The following is a 16,553-nucleotide window of genomic DNA, read 5'->3' as shown; positions in this document are numbered from 1 at the left end:
TATATTTAGCGTTATTAATGCTTTATAAAACAAAAAGCCCTTTAGAAACTTAATTCTAAAGGGCTGATTCTAAACTTTTAAGATTTAATCTATGTTTTATCCTAACATCGCTAAGCTCTCTTCAATGATCTTGATTTTCGCTTCTGCATCTGCTTTTTTATTACGTTCATTGGTAATAATTTCTGGTTTTGCATTTTGTACAAAACGTTCATTGCCCAGCTTAGCATCAACAGATTTTAAGAAACCTTGCAGGTAAACCAAATCAGCATTTAAACGAATGCGTTCTGCATCAACATCAATATTTTCTGAAAGCGGAATGAAAAATTCGTCCTTTCCAGCCATGAAAGCCGTTGCGCCAGCAATTTTATCGTTTACAATTTCAGCTTCAGAAACATTAGCTAATTTAAAAACAATGTTCAGCCACTTTTCGTAATCGATATCAGAATTTACCTTTAAACTTAAAGGCAAAGCCTCTTTTGGTGAAATTTGCTTCTGGTTACGAACATTTCTAATTTCAGCAATAACCGTTTTAATTACCTCTGCATCTTTCAATAATTTCTCGTCAATTGCACCACCTTTCGGGAATTCAGCAACAATACAGCAATCCATTTCGCCACGTTCGGCAAACAAATCATCGTGCCACAATTCTTCGGTTAAGAAAGGCATATTCGGGTGCAATAACTTAATAATCTGTTCAAAGAAACCAACCGTAGCTTTATAACTTTCGGCATCGATAGGCTGTTGATACGCAGGTTTAACCATTTCTAAATACCAGGCACAGAAATCATCCCAAACCAATTTATAAGTGGTTGTTAAAGCTTCTGATAAACGATATTGTTTAAAGTTTGCCTCAATTTCTACCAAAGCCTCGTTAAAACGGTTTTCGAACCAGGAAATCGCTTGGCTATTCGGATTTTCTAGGTTTTCATCAACCTCCCAACCTTTTACCAAGCGGAAGGCATTCCATATTTTTGAAGCAAAATTACGGCCTTGCTCACAGTAACTTTCATCAAACATTAAATCGTTCCCCGCAGGCGACGACATTAACATACCCACACGAACGGCATCCGCACCATATTTTTCGATCAATCCAATCGGATCCGGAGAGTTACCTAACGATTTAGACATTTTACGACCTAACTTATCTCGAACGATACCAGTTAAATAAACATTAGTAAATGGTTTTTTGCCCATAAACTCATGTCCAGCCATAATCATACGTGCCACCCAGAAAAACATAATCTCTGGTGCAGTAACCAGATCATTTGTTGGGTAGTAGTAATTGATATCTTTGTTATTTGGGTCTTTAAAACCATCGAAAACAGAAATTGGCCATAACCATGATGAAAACCAGGTGTCCATTACATCTTCATCTTGCCTTAAGAAAGGCTCCAACTGATGTTTAAATCCAGCTTTTTCACTTTCGTTAGCACTTTCATCTAAATGTTTTTTCTTCCAGAATTCTTCTAAAGCTTCATCCTTAGTTTTGGCAACCACCCAGTTTCCTTTATCATCATACCAGGCTGGAATGCGTTGGCCCCACCAAAGCTGACGAGAAATGTTCCAATCGCGAACATTTTCCATCCAATGGCGGTAGGTATTTTCAAACTTATTTGGAATCAGGTTTACATCACCATTCAAAACGTCATCCAAAGCTGGCTGTGCCATCTCTTTCATCTTTACAAACCATTGCATAGAAAGCTTTGGTTCAATTGCCGCATCAGTACGCTCCGAAAAACCAACCTGCGATTTATAATCTTCAACCTTATCTAAATGGCCTGCTTCATCAAGCATTTTAGCAATCTTTTTACGGGCAACAAACCTGTCTTCGCCCACTAAAATAACCGCTAATTCATTTAAGGTTCCATCATCATTTAAAATATCGGTAACAGGCAAATTGTGTTTTACACCAAGTTCATAATCATTCAAATCATGCGCTGGTGTAACTTTTAAACAGCCTGTACCAAATTCAATATCAACATATTCATCCTCAATAACTGGAATTTCGTGATTAACAAGCGGTACAAAAACTTTTTTACCCTTTAAGTGCGTAAAACGTTCATCATTCGGGTTAATACAAATTGCGGCATCAGCCATTATCGTTTCTGGACGAGTAGTGGCAATCGTTAAAAACTGATCTTCCGTACCAGAAATCAAATACTTAATGTAATAAAGCTTCTGGTTTACTTCCTTACGAATTACCTCTTCATCAGAAACTGCCGTTTTACCCGCTGGATCCCAGTTTACCATGCGTATACCACGGTAAATCCAACCTTTTTTATATAAATGAATAAACGAATCGATCACGGCCGCAGAAAGGTCTTCCTCCATTGTAAAACGAGTACGGTCCCAATCGCAACTTGCACCCAGTTTCTTTAACTGTTCTAAAATAATCCCGCCGTATTTTTCCTTCCACTCCCAGGCATATTTCAAAAATTCTTCACGAGAAAGATCTTTTTTATTGATGCCTTGCTCCTTTAACATCGCCACAACCTTCGCTTCGGTAGCGATAGAGGCATGGTCAGTTCCAGGAACCCAACAAGCATTTTTACCCTCCATACGGGCTTTACGAATCAAAACATCCTGAATCGTATTATTTAACATATGCCCCATGTGCAGCACACCAGTAACATTTGGCGGTGGAATTACAATAGTGTAAGGCTCACGCTCATCAGGTTCTGAGTGAAAAAACTTTTTCGATAGCCAATAGCTATACCATTTATCTTCTGTTTCTGCTGGATTGTACTTCGTGGAAATGCTCATGAATTATATTAAAAGCCCAAAAATAGCTAAATAAGCTGAAAGACTAAAGTGCAAAGCTAAAAGTTTGATACGATCTAAGCCCACACTCCTAATCAAGTGGCTAAAAGATGGATATTTCTCTTGATTTGAAAAGTAAGAAACAGTGTTCCATTTTCAAGCTAGTCCTGCTTTTTGTTGCAATCTTTTTGCGAATGTTACTACATAGGCATTTAAAACCTGCAACAAAAAGTATTTCCACTGCAATCAGGTTTAAAAACTTTGTCCAGTGCGCTTTATAATGTTCTCCTACCCAATGTTAAATAAGTTGATTTCTAAAGCTGCATAGAGAAGAATGTTTTTCATTTTCAAGAACAAAGTTTTCGACAAGTTCGAATTTAAGCCAATGAACTAACTATTTTAACCTCGTTTATCTTGTTAATCAAATTTTAGTTACTAATAATTTTGCTGCTCGAAATCTCTAAATCTGCTTCGTATTCTTTAATGATTTGTTTAAAATATTCTTCTGATTTAGTGTAAGCTATTAGCAATGTAATTTGGTTTTTCGCTCGCATAAGATTATGTTCTCCATGAGATACTGGGTAATAAATATCATTATTCAGGTAATCGGTTAAAAAACGTAAAGCTTGCATATAAATCATAAACTGACCACTATAAATAAACAATTCTTGTTCCCTAAAGATTAAACTTCGCCTCATTTCCTCCATATATCCCTTATAAATTGCAAGAAATACGTCATGGCGAACCATAATTTTATCTAACGAAGTTTCCTCTTCATTTACGGGGGATAAGTAAGTTCTCATCATATCGCCAACATCACTTATAAAGTAACCTGGCATAACGGTATCCAAATCAATCACACTTAATCCTATTCCACTTCCAACATGTAAAAGCACATTGTTTATTTTGGTATCGTGGTGAGTAACCCTTGTTTTAAGGCTATTTTCTTGAAGCAGTTCTTTAAACTGATCAGCAATCCAAGAAAAGGTTTCAATTTGACTGATAGCCCATTTAGCAATTTTTAAACGCTCCTGACTGCCATTTTCCAACGCCAAAGTAAACTGTTCCGCTCTTAAAGAAAGGTTATGAAAATCAGGAATAGTAACCTTTAAATCATGAGGATTAAAAGCCTCAAGAATTCTGGTAAACTTGCCAAATTGTTTGGCCGCATGATAAGCCTGGTTAGCTTCGGTAACGGCATCAACGGTAAAAGAATCGGCAACGAAAGGGAAAAGTCGATAGAAAGCTTCATTATCTTCAAAAACCCCAAGGCCTGTTGTTGTAGTTGCTGGGGCTATAAATAAATATTGTGGCGAAACCCGATCCAGATATTTTTTTATTTTCAGGGTATTACTGGCTATATCTTGTGGAGAATGAAATACGTTCGTATTAACTTTTTGCAAAATATATTTTCCGCTCTTAGCAGATACTTTCCAGGTTTGGTTGATTAAACCATTTCCAAAAGGCTCAATTTCACATTCTAAGTATTCGAGTCCGTAGGCTTTTAGAACTTTTTCAATCATTTATTTATTATTTATTTTTGAGTATTCAAAAATTAGTGCGTTAACCTTTTTCCTATTAATTTCTGTTAAAACCTATTATTTTAGAATCGGCGAGACCAATATAAGAGGATACAGATATTGCCTGCCAAACAAATAAAGCGCAAACGTTTGATTTATAAAACCTGGAAAAAGATCCAAGCGTTGCCCTTATAAACTTAAATTTTAAAAAATTATAGCTTAATGTTAGGCTAACCCATCATAAAATTACGGTATGCATTTTTTTAGAGGATTTCGCTACTCGGGCGAAAAGAAAGAAATTAAGCTGCTAAACAAACGAAACGCAAACGTTTGATCATAAAGTTTTTCTTTAGAAAACAAGTTTTAAAAGCTGCCAAAAAGCTTTTAAGATGTTATAAGGCAGTAATTTATTTTTGCGGCAGACAACGAAACCAGGATAATTATTTATTGAACTACACTTTTTTAAAATATAACTTAGCTCAATTAATAACAACGTTAAGCACCTTTTTTCGAACCAAGGCTTTGCATAAGTTGTTCGTAAAGGTCATCACTAGTCGCTTTCTGAGGCTTCATTTTCTTAACTGTAGCACGTTTTCCTTTAGCTTTCGCCTTTATAATTTTTAGTAACTCATTACTGTAATCATCTTTAAAGGTACTTAAGTCAAATGACGAACTGTATTGCTTAATCAAGGCTAAACCAACATCCATTTCCTTTTTGGTAATGTTGATATCTTCCACTTTATTAATTTCAGATACAGGCCTGATTTCTTGCTGAAAACGAATTTTGGTAATTACAATTACATCCTCCATCGGATGGATTACACATAAGTTTTCGGTGTTACGCAAAACGAAACGACCAACGCCTGCCTTTTTTGATTTAACCAAAGCTTTTAAAAGTAGTGCATAAGCTTTTCTACCCTGCTTTTCTGGCTCTGTGTAGTAAGATGTTTCGTAGTAAACTGGGTTAATATCTGTTATGTCTACAAAGTTTTCAAGTTCTATAATCTTGGTCTTTTCGGGGGCAGCTTCCTCAAAATCATGCTTGTCTAAAATCACATATCGGTCTTTAAGAAAATAGCCTTTTACTATTTTTTCGAAAGGAACTTCTTTATGGGTTTTTTCATTAACCCGCATAAACCTGATTTTTTCATGATCGCGTTCGTCTAACATATCAAAATCCAGGTTGCTGTTTTGCACACCAGAAAATAATTTGACTGGAATGTTAACCAATCCAAACCCAATAGAGCCTTTCCATATAGAACGCATAACTTATCTATTTTTGATTTTAACAAATAACATGAACAAAAGATTATTGTTTTACAAATGTAGCCTTGAACTAGAAATCTCCCCTATAAATTTGCTGCTGATGGGTATTTCTTTTGAGCCTTTTTAATCGCCTGTTCAAGATCAATACCCTTTCCCAAAACACCTTTAAATAAATCGCCTTTTCTTTTAAGTCTTTCAATCGCATTAAAAATGGTAAAATCCTGCATTTTTAAACCAGCCTTAACCTCTTTCCAATCTAACGGCATAGAAACCGTTGCGCCTGGTTTGGGCCGCAGCGAATAAGGGCCTGCAATGGTGGCTCCTGGTCGGTTTTGCAAAAAATCCAGATACATTTTACCCTTTCGGGAAGAAATTTTTCGCTCCAGCGTAGTTAAATCTGGTAAAAGATCATGCACCAATCCAACCACAATTCTGGCGAAAAGCTGCGTTTGATCATAAGTGTATTTTGCACCCATTGGGATGTAAATATGAATTCCCGTAGAACCCGATGTTTTTGGAAAGCTGGGTACATCAATCGAATCCAATATTTTTTTAACGGTAAGCGCAACTTCTATAACCTGATTGAAACTTTGTTTATCTGGATCTAAATCAATTACACAATAGTCAGGATAATCGGGCGATTCCGAACGGGAAAACCAGGGATTAATTTCAATACAACCTAAGGAAGCCATCCATAAAAGCGTAGCCTGATCATCACCTAATAAATACTCTTTTGGTTCCCCGTCACTGGTGGAATATGGAAAGGTTTTAGCCCAGTCGGGAGCCTTTCCTCTAACATCTTTTTGGTAAAAACTCTTTCCCTTAATCCCGCCTGGAAAACGATTTAACGATTGTGGTCTGTCTTTCAGATAGGGTAAGATAAAATCAGAAACCTGATAATAATAGTTAAACATATCCCGTTTGGTAACGCCATCATCGGGCCAGTAAACTTTAGAAAGATGGGTAAACTTTATTTCTTTTCCATTAATCTTTCGAACCTGAGTTTCATCCTTTGGATTTAATAAAGTTTTAGGTATGGTAGTTTTAGGCGGCTTAATGGCACTGGCGTGGTGATCTGTTGTTTTCTTCTTTTCACTAATAGCCTCCGTATCTTGTTCAACAATATCAGTGGTTTCAATTGCCTTGTCGCGGGTAACATCTTTAGCCTTTTTATCTTCGCGCATCCCCTGGAAAGATGGATGTCTAAATACACCATCACTGGTAATCTCCGTGTAAGCTACTTCGCATACCAATTGAGGTTCCATCCAGATTATCTCGGCATCAGGCTGTTTCGACTGAAATCTGGAACGCTTATTAACATCTGGTGCAACCTTAAACGGACTTTTATCCGTTACAAATGGTTTAAAAAGCTTAACCATATCTCGCTGTGCAGCATCAGAGAATCCAGTACCAACCTTGCCAGCGTAGCTTAACACCTTATTTTCATAAACAGCTAAAATCAGCGAACTGAAAGATTTGGAGGTATCTTTGTTTTTGGTAAAACCAGCAATAATTACTTCCTGCCTTTTACTAATTTTTACTTTCAGCCAGTCCTTCGATCGGCTATCGATAACATAACTCGATGATTTCCTTTTAGCCATAATACCTTCCAAACCCATTCGTTCGGCAGCGGCAAAAAAATCGATTCCACTGGCATCAAATACTTTCGAAATCCGTATACGATCATCATCCTTAGGCAGGATCTGATTGAGTATGGCTTGACGCTCGATCAGGCTTAAACCTGTTAAATCTTTACCCTTGTACCATAAAATATCAAAAACATAAAATATCAGTTCTCCATCTGCCTCACTTCGCCAATTTTGAAGGGCACCAAAGTTTGATATACCGTTATCGTTAAGTACCAGAATTTCCCCATCCAAAACCACATCCTGCTTCCAGGATTTTAAAATACTGGTAATTGGATAAAACCGGTCGTTAAATGATTTCTGGTTTCTGGAAAGTAATTCAACTTTTCCTTTATTTAAAAAAGCCAGTGCACGGTAACCATCCCATTTAACCTCATATTGCCACTCCTTATCATCAAATGGTGCATCAACCAAAGTAGCCAGCATGGGTTTAATGTTTTCAAAGATGGATGATTTTGGTGCATCCTTTAAAAATTGATCAGCATCATCTGCTTCAGCTTTTTTTTTAGTTTTCTTTTCACCTTCCTCAATCTGTTTGGCTACGGCTTTATCTTTAACGCTAATTTTTTGTTCCTTACCCGACTTCCAGACTTTATCTCCGCTCTTTTCCATTACCTCAATGGTTTTTCCCGAAAGTATAGACTTATCTTGTTTAGTTACATCCTTTTTAGTCGCAAATTCGTCATCATGTTTAATTAACAACCAGGCATTGTCACCCATTCCCTTGGTTTTGACCAGGGCAAATTCTCCATTTAATTTTTCGCCATGCAGGCGCATTTTTACCGAACCTTTTTTTAACTCAGCAAGAAGATATTTTTCCTGCGCTTTTTTGCCTTTTATATCTTCAATCGTTTCATACCAACCCTGATCCCAAACAATTACCGTTCCTCCACCATATTCCCCTTCTGGAATTAATCCCTCAAAATTTCGGTAATCAAAGGGATGATCTTCAACCATCATAGCCAAATGTTTAATCTTCGGGTCGAGAGATGGCCCCTTAGGTACAGCCCAGCTTTTCAAAACGCCACCCATTTCTAATCTAAAATCATAATGAAGTCTGGATGCATCATGTTTCTGAATCACGAAAATCATTTTATTTCGATCCTTGCTTAAACCCGCTTTTGGCTCGGCAGTTTTTGTAAAGTCGCGTTTCTGTTTATACTTATCTAAACTCATAACTAATTAATTAACAACGGCGTGATGAAAAAAAACATTCAATAGCAACTGGATAACAATGCACTATATGTGTTGGTTTTATTTCGACTGTTTTTTAAATATGAAGGATTCTATAAAGCCTAATTTTTTATGCCTTTTTTTTAAGGAATGGTGTAGTTCTAAAATTTTTTAAAACTATTTCATTGAATCTGAGGTTTAAAGAACACAACAAAATTTATACTATGAAAAATTTATTTTATGTAATGGCAATTTCCGCATCTGCACTAACCTTTCAGGCTTGCAGTGGAAACAAGGATGCCAAAGAAAAAGCAGATAGTTTGAATATGTCGAAAGACACAACAACTAACGTAGCAGAAACTGGTGGTATTGCAGTACCTGAAGAAGATTCGAAATTTGCAACTTCAGCAGCAGTTGGTGGAATGGCAGAAGTAGAATTAGGTAAACTTGCCTTAGAAAAAAGCACAAATGCTAAGGTAAAAGAATTTGCTACAATGATGGTGAGCGACCATGGTAAAGCGAATACAGAATTGATGGCTTTAGCTGGCACAAAAAACATTACATTACCAACTACTGTTGATGATGACCACAAGAAAAAAATGGACGACTTAAGTAAAAAAACAGGCGCCGATTTTGATAAAGCTTATGTTGATGCAATGGTAGATGGACATAAATCTACTTTGGATTTAATGGAAAAAGAAGCAAAAGATGGTATGGATGTAGACTTAAAAGCATTTGCATCTAAAACAGCACCAATTGTTAAAACACATTTGGATATGATTCAAAAAATTAAAGATGGCATGAAATAAGCCAATCTTGAATTATAAAAAAACCTTCTGATTATGATATCAGAAGGTTTTTTTTATGCATTTAAATACAGGTTTTCAGCTGGTATTACTGGCTGTTATCAAATTGCAAATCGTGTCTTTGGCGTTGTTCCAAATGTGTAACTCCTGCCCAGATCAACAATCCTTGAGTTACTTCTATTCTTAAATGGAAATGATGCTCTTAAAAATAAAGGCAAAACCGAGCTATTAAGGTTGGACAGTTATAAATTTTAGACCCGCATTATCAGTTGATCTGTGATTAGAATAGATAGATGTTATCGAATTTGAATTGATTTCGAATAACCAAAAACTAGGCTATGTTTAGCATAGAAATATCACCTATCTTCTTTACCATTTCATCAATTAAATTATACTTAAAATTTATCCAGTTCTTTTCAGTTAGGGAATCATTTAAAAGTATAGTGGTTTTTGAGGTTTGTAATTCAGGAGCTCCTTTAAGGACATTGAAAATATCGTCAAAGGTTTTTTTATTATAAGTTTTAAGCGTTTCAGCCTTATTTACAAGGCTTTGCAATAAAGAAACTTCTCTTTGATTTTCCATTGTAGTTTTGATTTACAACAAATCTAAATCAACTTTATTTATTTTTATACCGTAAAATCACCCTTATTTACTAGCTGTTTTGCTATTTCTTAGTACTTTAATCAAATAAATGGCAAAAAAATCAATTTATAATTAATACATCAGGAATAATGGTATAGGATACAGAAATTTATATACAAATCCTTTGGAGAAAAATGACCACTTTTGAAGTGGGAAGTATTATTCCATACAAATAATAAACATGACTACAAAAGCACTCAAAATACTTATCATAAGCCTATTATGCTTAGTTACTTTAGAGAAATCTTCGGCACAACAGCCAGGTATGATCATAAGGATTTCAGAAATTGAAATATTTCCCAATCACCTGAAAGCCTATAACAAAATTCTGAAGGAAGAATCAGAAGCATCTGTAAAGTTAGAACCAGGCGTAATTGCTATTTTCCCAATGAGTCAGAAGGAAAACCCGAACCAAATAAGGATTTTGGAAATTTATGAAAACTCAGAATCCTATCAATCACATCTCAAAACACCACATTTTTTAAAGTATAAAACTTCTACCCTAAAAATCGTTAAATCTTTAAAACTTATAGATATGGATGCACTTGATTCTAAAACCATGACCCAAATCTTCAAGAAATTAAAAGAAAATAATTAAGCCTTTTTTATTCCAAATTAACCTAAGTAATCCAGATCTTCTTTAGAAATAGAAATTTCAGCCGCTGCCATATTTTCTTCCAGGTGCTTAAGCGAAGTAGTTCCAGGAATTGGTAAAATTAAAGGAGATTTATGTAGCAACCAGGCCAAATTCATTTGAGCCGTACTCACATTGTATTTTTTGGCTATTTCCTCAATCTTTTGCTGACCTTTGCCTAAAGATGCTTCAAGAGAAAAATAAGGAATTAATGGGATTTGATGTGCTTCAAGCAAATCTAAAATCTCTTCTCCTCCTGCCCCACCCATAGGCCCAGCTAAAGTTGTGCGTTGCGTGTAACCATATAAATTTTGCACCGTCCCTATTTCGCCCATTTTTAATCCAGCTTCTAACTGTTCTCTGTTAACATTACTCAAACCCACATGAGCTATTTTCCCTTCTTTTTGCAGTTCAAATACAGCGGAAAGTGAATCTTCGAAAGAAGTTTCAGAACCAGGCATATAGCGAAAATGGACAACAGCCAATTGATCTAATTTTAAAACCCGAAGGTTATTCTCTACACTATGTCGCAATTGCTCGGGTTTACTAAAAACATTCCAGCTTGCATCATCCTTACGCATTGCGCCAATCTTTGTGCCTATAATTAAGTTATCCTGATAAGGATAAAGAGCCTCGGCAATTAAACGATTGGTAACATCAATACCATAATAATCGGCGGTATCAATGTAGTTTACGCCAAGTTCGACCGCTTTTTTTAAAATTTGTAAAGCCTCTCGTCGGTTTTCAGGCTCACCAAAAAAGTGTTTTCCAGTTAAACGCATGGTACCATAACCAATTCGATTAGCGGTGAAAGGTTGTTCTGAATCTTTACCTATGATGAGGGTTTTATTTATGTTCATAAATTCTAAAGTCGTTTGATGCCAATTATTAACAGGTTAAATTTACATTTTGTTTTTATTGTTTGACGAATACCAACACCTTTTTGGAGTTACTTAACCTACTAAAAATCAAAACATTAATACCGCTGTTTGGTTAATATATAGGAACTAAAAATTATTGAGTATGGATAAGCGAATATGTGTTTTGGAAGATAACGAAGATATTAGAGAAATTATTGGCTTTATTTTAGAAGATGAGCATTATAAAGTAAAATACTTTAAAAATATACAAGAGTTTAGAAAAGGAGCATTGGATTTTCATGCAGATTTATTCTTACTGGATGTAATGTTGCCTGATGGAAATGGTTTAGATTTATGTTGCGAACTTAAAAAATTAAAAGAAACGGCAAATATGCCAATTGTGATGATGTCGGCAAATTTTTCTGATACAGAAATGAGAAGCAAATGCCATGCAGATGATTATATACATAAACCTTTTGATATTAATGATTTTGTAATTAGGCTTAACGCACAGATTCATTAAATACGACTCCAGATTTCAAAATATCATTTATTCAATGCGCTGTTGAGGGATTTTTCGTATATTTGTAATCTTGTTTCTTAATTGAAAACTCGAAAACTGGGGCCGTTCTTGGATTTGACAGGGTGGCGAAGGTTATGTTAGCATGCAGTGCGTTGTACGGAGAGCACTTAAAGTGAACGTTCACATTTTAGTTGGCGAAAATACTTACGCCTTAGCTGCTTAGTTTAGAACTAATTAGCTTTTGTCCCTCTAACTGCTGCATTGTTAGGTTAGAATCTGGGGCATCGAAATAACAAAGCTGGCCTTAAAGAGATACGATTTAAGGTGAGATAAAGTATCTAAGGATTTAAATAAGGTCGGTTTTCAGCCCGTTTATTTCCCGAAAATCAATTGAAAAATAAGCATGTAGAAGGTATAAGTTATCTCACAACTGGACAAGGGTTCGACTCCCTTCGGCTCCACTAAAAATAACCCTCATATTAATTTATGAGGGTTATTTTTTTTAACGAATATTTTGTGGAAAAATAATTTCATTAAAACCGTATTTTTTTCTGTTTAACTATTGTTTTTGTAACGGCTTTGTTATATTTTAGATTTCAAACCAAACAAACTATGGCAGAGAAATTTAATTTGATCGCAGGAATAATTACGTTGATTATGAGTGTTGGAATTTTGGCTCTGTTAGCCCGTCCGAACAGTCGAATGTGATTAATAGTCTACTGGCCATAATATTGTATATTATATATTATGGCTGGTTGACGGCGCATTTTAAGCTTCATTTACCATTAATAGTATAAATCTCCTTGCAATTTTTTTTCATAACTTATATTTTACAAACATTATTCAATTTTATAAGTTAGACAATTATGCAACCACTAGACTCGTTTGAAAAATTTGTAATGTTAATGATGGCAGGCGCCTTTGCTGTTGCTTTAATTATCGGACTTATAGTTTTCATGATGATTTAGAAACCCAAAAAAGCTTACTTACAAAATTTATCCGTTAGGTTAAACCTAGCCCTCTCTCCTAGATGAAGCTAATCATCAGGCATACCCATTCGCACCATACCCCATACTAGAATAAATCAACTCAACTGAAAGTCCGTATTTTACCAGCAAAACATGGACTTAACATGGACTTGATATGGAGTTGAATCCCAGAATTCCCCAGGAAGGCTTGTCTGAAACTTAATTAACAAATGGATATAAAGTGCTTAATGTAACACCGAGATACCCTTGCATTTCTGATAAATAAATCCGTTACAAATCGGAATACGCTGTTGGATAAAGAAACAGGGTTACATTTTTCGAAACATTATGCTGATACTGAGGTAAACCACTAATCTTTTTGTACTCAGCACCAAAATCTACCCAATGCTGGTCACGATCTGCCTTATTTTTAAAAGTAGTCAAATACATCAAGTTTGGCATTTTGCTTCCTGAAATAACCTGACCGTAAAAAACGGCATTAAAGTTTAGCTTCGAAAAAATCTCAACTTCGTAATCATTAAACATACCTATCTTATTGGTTGCCAAGGCTTCGGTAGCCGATTCATAGCTTCTAAGTTCGTAAACCCGCTCACTTTTCGGCGAATTGAAATTCGGAGCGGCAAATTCAGGCATAGCCGAAAAAGCCTTTAATAAGGTAGATTCGATTCTTGTATAAGGGGTTGCATTGTATTCCGCGTTTAAATAGGTCGCGCCTGCTTTAAGGTATTCTTTATCTTTTGATAAGGTTTCATTCAGCTTCGCGAAGTCGTCCATCTTTTTAAATGGGATAAAAACGTAAACCAGTTGCTCTACCGTATCTTTTGCTATTGGTTTAAAAACGCCAACACTATTAATTCCTGCACGGTGAAGCGCAGGTAAAAAAGCATCTTTTAAATAACCATCAACCATAACTTCCTGGGCTGATGTTTTTAAATGATAAACTTTTAACTGATAATAGAATTGATTTTTAGTGGCAAAAGCGCTTGCAGCGGTTGATAGTAAGATCACCGTTAGAAAAAGTAATCTGCTTAGGTTAGTTTTCAAGATATTTATTTTTAGTAACGTTAACTATTTACGCCCATGGCGTACAAAATAATGTTCACGGCAAATTTAGTATTATCCTCTGCAAGAAAACGTTTATTCCTAAAATCGTAATCCCATTCGCAACCATAGTCTTTATTGCTGTACAACACCCCAATTCTATTATTTATGGTTATGGCTTTCAGGTAATCATGTACTAAATCATCTCCCCAACCATTTAACTCGAAAGAGGTTGTAGGAGGACCTTTCTCAAATTTAAAGAATGAATTGTAAACCGCATGATTATTTGGGATTTTCTTCAGAGCTGTTGCACCAAATAAATTGCTCATCTGTGTTTCAAATGAGCGAGCAAATAAACCATCTATATCGTGGTTGCAATCATCTACAAAAACAAAACCACCATTCTGTACGTACATTTTAAAATTAGCGGCTTCCTGCTGGTTAAACTGAACCAGTTTGTGGCCGCTTAAATAACAGAATGGGTATTTGAACAAATCGTGGCTACTTAACTCTACTATCTTTTCTTCTTCGTCAAGCGGAATGGTGGTGTATTCCAACAAAGAATTTAGTACGTTCGATGGCATACGCTGATCTGTATCCCAATCGCCCGAATTATATTTTAGCCTAGCAAATGTAAACTTCGATCTCTGCATGGCTCTAAATTAAGGCCTATTTTTATTAATTCGGGTTTTTAATAAGATAATCTTGTAAATTTTTTGATATTCTTTCCAATAAGCCTAAAGATATATGCCATAATGCACTATATTGAGGCACAATATTCATTCAAACTAAAAAAAATCGTTTTGGAGCGTTCAGAAACTAACTTAAAAATATTGATCAGCAAGATTTCCCAATTAAAAAGCGAAATACAAAAAGTAATTGTTGGGCAGGATGTAATAATCGAGGAAATGTTAATTGCTTTGATGGCTGGCGGACACTGTCTTTTAGAAGGCGTACCTGGTTTAGCTAAAACCTTAATGGTTAAAACCATGTCGCAAGCATTAGATTTATCTTTTAGAAGAATTCAGTTTACACCCGATTTAATGCCTACTGATATTGTTGGAACAGAAATTCTGGAAGAAGACCATGTAACAGGCAAACGTTTCTTTAAGTTTAACAAAGGCCCGTTATTTGCTAATATCGTTTTGGCTGATGAAGTAAACCGAACACCTCCGAAAACACAATCGGCACTTTTAGAAGCCATGCAGGAGTTTGAAGTTACTTATGGCGGACAAACTTATCCTTTAGACAGACCATTTTTTATTCTGGCTACACAAAATCCAATAGAACAAGCTGGAACTTATCCCCTGCCCGAAGCACAACTCGATCGCTTCTTATTATACATTAAAATCGGTTACCCAACAGCTGCCGAAGAATCAAGAATTTTAAGCAGTACAACTGGCGCTACAAAGGCAACCATTAACCCTATTATTGGAGCTGAAGAAATTAAGGAACTACAATCGATAACCCGCGAAGTAAGCATTAGCGATGATTTAATCACTTACGTGAGTGAAATGATTCGTGCAACCAGACCAGATACCACAATAGTACCATTTGTTAAAGAATGGGTGCGCTGGGGTGCTGGCCCACGGGCAGGACAAGCGTTAATTCTTACTGCAAAAGCCAGGGCATTATTTAAAGGCAGGTATGCTGTTATTTTAGAAGATTTACAGACAATGGCTTATCCAGTACTTCGCCACAGGGTTTTAATGAATTTTAAAGCCGAAGCGGAAGATGTTTCTTCAGATAAAGTAACAGATGAATTGATTAAGGCAATATCAAAACCAAAAGCTAACATTTAATGAGTAAACTGCTCGATCCGAAAGTATTGATGGCAATTAAAGAACTGAATTTATCGGCCAAAATGACGATAGATGGCTTTATGAGCGGCATTAATAAAAGTACGGTTAAGGGCGCTGGCTTAGAGTTTAGTCAATATAGAAGCTACCAGCCTGGCGATGACTTGCGGTCTTTAGACTGGAAGATGTTTGCCCGTTCCGATCGGTACTACATCCGCGAATCGGAAGTAGAAACCAATATATCCGTTCGGATTTTAATGGATGCCAGTGCATCTATGAACCACAGCGATGGCGATTTCACTAAAATTGAATACGCCAGGTATTTAGGCGCATCACTGGCTTATCTGGCAAATTTACAAGGTGATGCCATTGGTTTGTATGTGCTCAAAAATTCGGGCATTTTTTCGATGACGCCCAAACAGGATTATCAACATTTGGCAAGGTTATTTTATCAGTTGGAAAATATAAATCCAGATGGTGAGTTTACTAAGCCGATACATTATAAAGAACTTTTTGCAGGTGCCCAAAAGCGTGAACTTTTAATTTTCGTTACCGATTTATATCAAACTGACGATGAAATAATTCATCTTTTAGATACGTTAAATACCCTTCGCCATGAAATTGTGGTTTTTCATTTACTTTCCAGAAATGAGCTTGATTTAGATTTTAAAGGCTACTCTACTTTTGAGGATTTGGAAACAGGCGAAACCGTTCAAATTGACCAGGCAAAAGCCAGAACAGAATATAAAAGTAACCTTAACGCCTACCTCGAAAAAACAAGGGTACAAATGCTCGACAGAAGGATTTTTTATCGTACAATTTCTACGGATGAACCTTTAGATCAGGCTTTGAGAGATTTTTTAAAACAAAGAAGTAAACTAAGAATTTAGCCT

The 16,553-nt window shown here is 35.8% G+C and carries 13 protein-coding genes and 1 other RNA gene; 6 read left to right on the top strand and 8 right to left on the bottom strand.

Annotation, left to right across the window (positions count from 1 at the left end):
- Positions 1 to 96: 96 nt before the first annotated feature.
- The 4 genes from ABD692_RS07620 to ligD all read right to left on the bottom strand — a co-directional run bounded on the left by ABD692_RS07620 (position 97) and on the right by ligD (position 8,368).
- Positions 97 to 2,763, bottom strand: coding sequence for a valine--tRNA ligase (locus tag ABD692_RS07620; protein ID WP_344766061.1), 2,667 nt, complete (start codon positions 2,761 to 2,763; stop codon positions 97 to 99).
- A gap of 425 nt (positions 2,764 to 3,188) precedes the next feature.
- Entirely contained in the window at positions 3,189 to 4,283 is a 1,095-nt protein-coding gene (locus tag ABD692_RS07615) for a phosphotransferase enzyme family protein (protein ID WP_344766060.1), read from the bottom strand.
- 492 nt (positions 4,284 to 4,775) lie between these two features.
- Positions 4,776 to 5,546, bottom strand: a complete 771-nt coding sequence (gene ku / locus ABD692_RS07610) for a non-homologous end joining protein Ku (RefSeq protein ID WP_316761120.1) — start codon at positions 5,544 to 5,546, stop codon at positions 4,776 to 4,778.
- Positions 5,547 to 5,629: 83 nt separating this feature from the next.
- Positions 5,630 to 8,368: a DNA ligase D gene (ligD, locus tag ABD692_RS07605; RefSeq protein WP_344766059.1), complete on the bottom strand. Its 2,739-nt coding sequence runs from the start codon at positions 8,366 to 8,368 to the stop codon at positions 5,630 to 5,632.
- A gap of 221 nt (positions 8,369 to 8,589) precedes the next feature.
- On the opposite strand from ligD, the gene ABD692_RS07600 reads away from it, so the two are divergent.
- On the top strand, positions 8,590 to 9,174 hold the full coding sequence (locus ABD692_RS07600; protein WP_344766058.1) for a DUF4142 domain-containing protein: 585 nt from the start codon (positions 8,590 to 8,592) through the stop codon (positions 9,172 to 9,174).
- Between the two features lie 328 nt (positions 9,175 to 9,502).
- Here the strand turns inward: ABD692_RS07600 and ABD692_RS07595 are convergent, their stop codons facing one another.
- Complete coding sequence (locus ABD692_RS07595; protein WP_316761111.1) at positions 9,503 to 9,754, bottom strand: hypothetical protein; 252 nt, start codon at positions 9,752 to 9,754, stop codon at positions 9,503 to 9,505.
- A gap of 241 nt (positions 9,755 to 9,995) precedes the next feature.
- On the opposite strand from ABD692_RS07595, the gene ABD692_RS07590 reads away from it, so the two are divergent.
- The gene (locus tag ABD692_RS07590) at positions 9,996 to 10,412 is read left to right on the top strand and encodes a putative quinol monooxygenase (protein ID WP_344766057.1); all 417 of its coding nucleotides are present in this window, start codon (positions 9,996 to 9,998) and stop codon (positions 10,410 to 10,412) included.
- A gap of 17 nt (positions 10,413 to 10,429) precedes the next feature.
- Here the strand turns inward: ABD692_RS07590 and ABD692_RS07585 are convergent, their stop codons facing one another.
- Complete coding sequence (locus tag ABD692_RS07585; RefSeq protein WP_344766056.1) at positions 10,430 to 11,308, bottom strand: aldo/keto reductase; 879 nt, start codon at positions 11,306 to 11,308, stop codon at positions 10,430 to 10,432.
- Positions 11,309 to 11,471: 163 nt separating this feature from the next.
- Between ABD692_RS07585 and ABD692_RS07580 the strand changes: the two genes are divergently transcribed.
- Positions 11,472 to 11,831, top strand: coding sequence for a response regulator transcription factor (locus ABD692_RS07580; RefSeq protein WP_316761104.1), 360 nt, complete (start codon positions 11,472 to 11,474; stop codon positions 11,829 to 11,831).
- 98 nt (positions 11,832 to 11,929) lie between these two features.
- Positions 11,930 to 12,295: a transfer-messenger RNA gene (ssrA, locus tag ABD692_RS07575) on the top strand.
- Between the two features lie 795 nt (positions 12,296 to 13,090).
- Here ssrA and ABD692_RS07570 read toward each other — a convergent pair.
- On the bottom strand, positions 13,091 to 13,864 hold the full coding sequence (locus ABD692_RS07570; protein ID WP_344766055.1) for an NIPSNAP family protein: 774 nt from the start codon (positions 13,862 to 13,864) through the stop codon (positions 13,091 to 13,093).
- 20 nt (positions 13,865 to 13,884) lie between these two features.
- Positions 13,885 to 14,514, bottom strand: coding sequence for a DUF4159 domain-containing protein (locus tag ABD692_RS07565; RefSeq protein WP_316761097.1), 630 nt, complete (start codon positions 14,512 to 14,514; stop codon positions 13,885 to 13,887).
- 102 nt (positions 14,515 to 14,616) lie between these two features.
- Here ABD692_RS07565 and ABD692_RS07560 point away from each other — a divergent pair, with 102 nt between their 5' ends.
- Complete coding sequence (locus ABD692_RS07560; protein ID WP_344766054.1) at positions 14,617 to 15,663, top strand: AAA family ATPase; 1,047 nt, start codon at positions 14,617 to 14,619, stop codon at positions 15,661 to 15,663.
- Positions 15,663 to 16,550 (top strand): DUF58 domain-containing protein, encoded by an 888-nt coding sequence (locus ABD692_RS07555; RefSeq protein ID WP_344766053.1) that lies wholly within the window; start codon positions 15,663 to 15,665, stop codon positions 16,548 to 16,550. Before ABD692_RS07560 ends, ABD692_RS07555 begins: the two co-directional genes overlap by 1 nt.
- Positions 16,551 to 16,553 lie beyond the last annotated feature (3 nt).

This window comes from Pedobacter ginsengiterrae (assembly GCF_039537385.1).
GTDB classification, from domain to species: Bacteria; Bacteroidota; Bacteroidia; order Sphingobacteriales; family Sphingobacteriaceae; genus Pedobacter; species Pedobacter ginsengiterrae.
This window is presented reverse-complemented; position numbering and strand designations above follow the sequence as displayed.

What these genes read in the sequence shown, in the direction of transcription:
- ABD692_RS07560 (WP_344766054.1), top strand. Translation starts at nt 14,617, where the DNA reads ATGCACTATATTGAGGCACAATATTCATTCAAACTAAAAAAAATCGTT.
- ABD692_RS07600 (WP_344766058.1), top strand. Translation starts at nt 8,590, where the DNA reads ATGAAAAATTTATTTTATGTAATGGCAATTTCCGCATCTGCACTAACC.
- ligD (WP_344766059.1), bottom strand. Translation starts at nt 8,368, where the DNA reads ATGAGTTTAGATAAGTATAAACAGAAACGCGACTTTACAAAAACTGCC.
- ABD692_RS07620 (WP_344766061.1), bottom strand. Translation starts at nt 2,763, where the DNA reads ATGAGCATTTCCACGAAGTACAATCCAGCAGAAACAGAAGATAAATGG.
- ABD692_RS07585 (WP_344766056.1), bottom strand. Translation starts at nt 11,308, where the DNA reads ATGAACATAAATAAAACCCTCATCATAGGTAAAGATTCAGAACAACCT.
- ABD692_RS07615 (WP_344766060.1), bottom strand. Translation starts at nt 4,283, where the DNA reads ATGATTGAAAAAGTTCTAAAAGCCTACGGACTCGAATACTTAGAATGT.
- ABD692_RS07565 (WP_316761097.1), bottom strand. Translation starts at nt 14,514, where the DNA reads ATGCAGAGATCGAAGTTTACATTTGCTAGGCTAAAATATAATTCGGGC.
- ABD692_RS07555 (WP_344766053.1), top strand. Translation starts at nt 15,663, where the DNA reads ATGAGTAAACTGCTCGATCCGAAAGTATTGATGGCAATTAAAGAACTG.
- ABD692_RS07595 (WP_316761111.1), bottom strand. Translation starts at nt 9,754, where the DNA reads ATGGAAAATCAAAGAGAAGTTTCTTTATTGCAAAGCCTTGTAAATAAG.
- ABD692_RS07590 (WP_344766057.1), top strand. Translation starts at nt 9,996, where the DNA reads ATGACTACAAAAGCACTCAAAATACTTATCATAAGCCTATTATGCTTA.
- ku (WP_316761120.1), bottom strand. Translation starts at nt 5,546, where the DNA reads ATGCGTTCTATATGGAAAGGCTCTATTGGGTTTGGATTGGTTAACATT.
- ABD692_RS07580 (WP_316761104.1), top strand. Translation starts at nt 11,472, where the DNA reads ATGGATAAGCGAATATGTGTTTTGGAAGATAACGAAGATATTAGAGAA.